We start from the raw sequence: 2,777 nt of genomic DNA on the forward strand, positions 1-2,777 counted from the left end.
CCGTACTGGCCGGGCTGCCCGGAACCGGGAGGGGGCGGACCGACGTCCGCCGGGCCCGGTCGCCGACCGTCGTCGCGGGGACCATACGGGCTCTCCGGCCGCTGACCGTATCCACCCGGACCCGCGCCCGGACCCGAGGCCCACTCGTCGCCGGGCCGGGGACCACCCGTGCCCCGATCGTTCTCGTTCTCCATATCCGACATGGTTCCTCACCGCGCTGTGTGCCCGCTGAGACGACCGCGTCCCCCGTCGATCAGTTCGGGGGGAGCTCACACCCGGGGATGGTCATCCGCACCTCGGTGCCCCCACCGTCCGCGTCATGGATCTCCACGGTGCCTCCGTGCCGGGTGACCACCTGGCGGACGATCGCCAACCCGAGCCCCGAACCGGGCATCGCCCGTGCCTCCCGCGAGCGGTGGAATCGCTCGAAGACCAGCTGCCTGTCCTCCTCAGGGATACCCGGCCCCTGGTCGGCGACGGTCAACTCCACGACCGACTCCGACACCGGGTTCATCCGGACCGTCACCGTTCCCCCGGTCGGGCTCCACTTGGCCGCGTTGTCGCAGATGTTCAGCACCGCACGCTCGATCCCCGCGTTGTCACCGAACGAGTACCAGGGCGCCAGATCCACGTCGAACCGCACGTCGTGACGCCGCCGACGGACCCGCTCGAGGGCCCGCTCGACCGCCTCCGACACCGCGACCGGCTCCAGCTCGACCTCCCCGGAATCCTCACGGGCGAGCTCGACCAGGTCCCCGACCAGCTGGGTGAGCTCGGAGATCTGACCGATCACGTCGACCTCGAGCGCCCCCCTGTCCGCGGCCGGGATGGTCGGCGCCCCCGGCCTGCTCGCGGCGATCAGTAGTTCCACGTTGGTCCGGAGACTGGTCAGCGGTGTCTTGAGCTCGTGCCCGGCATCGGCCACGAGCCGCGATTGTCGATCCCTGCTCTCCCCCAGCGCCACGAGCATCTGGTTGAAGCTGGCGGTGAGCCGGGCGATCTCGTCATCACCCGCCACCGGGATGGGCCGCAGGTCGTCGGTCCTGGCGATCCGCTCCACCGCCCTGGTCAACCGGGTGACCGGCGCCAGACCCGTGCGCCCCACCGCCGTACCGGCCACCGCCGCCAGCGCGATGCCGGCCGCACCCACCAGCGTCAGGACGATCGCCAGACGATTGAGGGCCGCCCTGGTGGGGCTCAGGTCCTGCGCCAGGATGAGTGTCGAACCGTCGCGGACCCCCACCGCATAGATCTGCTTGCCCCCGGCCGTCCGCAGGCTCGACTCGGTCTCGCCGCGGACCACGGCGATCTCGGGGCCGCCGATCTGGAAGGGTTCGCCGGTGGCCGTCCGCACACCGGAGGGCGCGACGATCTGCGCGTCCAGATTGGGGTTGAAGGCCCGCAGCGCGATGAGGGTGCTCCGGGACTGGAGGGCGAACTCCGACGCGAGCTGGCTGTTGACCAGTTGGTCGGCCTGTTGCTGGAGCCGGTTGTTGACCTCGCTGTACATCGACCCGGACACGACGAAGTACGCCGCGACGGCCATCAGGGCCACCGCGACGCCCACCGAACTCGCCGCCAACAGGGTGACCCGCTGGTGCAGGGAGATCGGTGTGGAGCCCCACCCCACCGTGCGGGCTCGCACTACGGCGTCTCGCGCAACACGTATCCCACGCCACGCACGGTGTGGATCAGACGACTCTCGCCGTCGCCCTCGGTCTTACGCCGGAGGTACCCGATGTACACCTCGAGCGCGTTCCCCGACGTGCGGAAGTCGTAACCCCACACCTCCTCGAGGATGTGGCTCCGGGTGAGGACACGACGGGGATGGTGCAGGAGCAACTCGAGCAGGGAGAACTCCGTCCGGGTCAGCTGGATCCGGCGCTCCCCCCGGTTGACCTCGCGGGTCGCCAGGTCCATCCGCAGGTCCTCGAACTCCAACACCTCGTCCACGTCCTCGGCCTCCGGACCCCGACGACGCAGCAACGCCCGCAGCCGGGCCAACAGCTCCTCCAGCGCGAAGGGCTTGGGCAGGTAGTCGTCGGCACCCGCGTCCAGGCCCGCCACCCGCTCGGACACCGCGTCCCGGGCGGTGAGCATGAGCACGGGCAGGTCGTCCCCCCGACTCCGCAGTATCCGGCACACCTCGAGGCCGTCGCGGCGGGGCATCATGACGTCGAGGATCACCGCGTCCGGACGGTTCGCGTCGAGCCGTTCGACCGCCTCGACCCCGTCCCCCGCGAGCTCCACCGAATAACCGTTGAACGTGAGGGAACGGCGCAGGGATTCACGCACGGCCTGGTCGTCGTCCACAACGAGGATCTTCATACCGGGAAGTTTCCCGCACCCGCCTGAACCACGGCTGAGGAATACCGCGACCGATGCGCGGTCCGCGCCGGCTCCTGATGACGCCGACGAGCCCGGTGGGTCCGGGGGGACCCACCGGGCTCGTGACCGGGCGTGTGCGTGCGACGCGCGGGCGCCGCGGAGCTCAGTTCGTCTCGGCGATCAGTCGACCGACACTCAGCGGTCGAGGTCGACCAGGCCGAGCTTGGCGGCCTTGACCAGGCGACGCGGCAGCACCACGGCGCGGCCGTCGATCTTGGTCTCCTGGAGGGCCGGGTTCTCGGCCTTCCACTGCGAGCGGCGGGAATGGGTGTTGGCGCGCGAGAGGCGACGCTTCGGAACTGCCATGACTGTTACGTCCTCTGAGGTCTCGGGTGTGGGTGTGGGTCGGCGGCGGAGCACCGACCCGCGGCTCACTTGGTGCGGCGGGA

The 2,777-nt window shown here is 70.5% G+C and carries 3 protein-coding genes and 1 pseudogene; all 4 read right to left on the bottom strand.

All coding sequences use genetic code 11. The features are described 5' to 3' along the window. Window positions 1–203, bottom strand: a pseudogene (locus tag G6020_RS16720) (hypothetical protein); the annotation flags it as partial. Between the two features lie 50 nt (window positions 204–253). Beyond that, window positions 254–1,645 carry an ATP-binding protein gene (locus tag G6020_RS06115; protein ID WP_182610004.1) on the bottom strand — a complete coding sequence of 464 codons (1,392 nt, stop codon included), beginning with the start codon at window positions 1,643–1,645 and terminating at the stop codon, window positions 254–256. Next, complete coding sequence (locus tag G6020_RS06120) at window positions 1,645–2,328, bottom strand: response regulator transcription factor (RefSeq protein WP_182610005.1); 684 nt, start codon at window positions 2,326–2,328, stop codon at window positions 1,645–1,647. The genes G6020_RS06115 and G6020_RS06120 overlap by 1 nt, the downstream gene beginning before the upstream one ends. 195 nt (window positions 2,329–2,523) lie before the next feature. Next, window positions 2,524–2,694, bottom strand: coding sequence for a 50S ribosomal protein L32 (gene rpmF, locus G6020_RS06125; protein ID WP_179525844.1), 171 nt, complete (start codon window positions 2,692–2,694; stop codon window positions 2,524–2,526). Window positions 2,695–2,777: the final 83 nt, after the last annotated feature.

Source organism: Dietzia sp. B19 (assembly GCF_014145155.1).
Taxonomy (GTDB): domain Bacteria; phylum Actinomycetota; class Actinomycetes; order Mycobacteriales; family Mycobacteriaceae; genus Dietzia; species Dietzia natronolimnaea.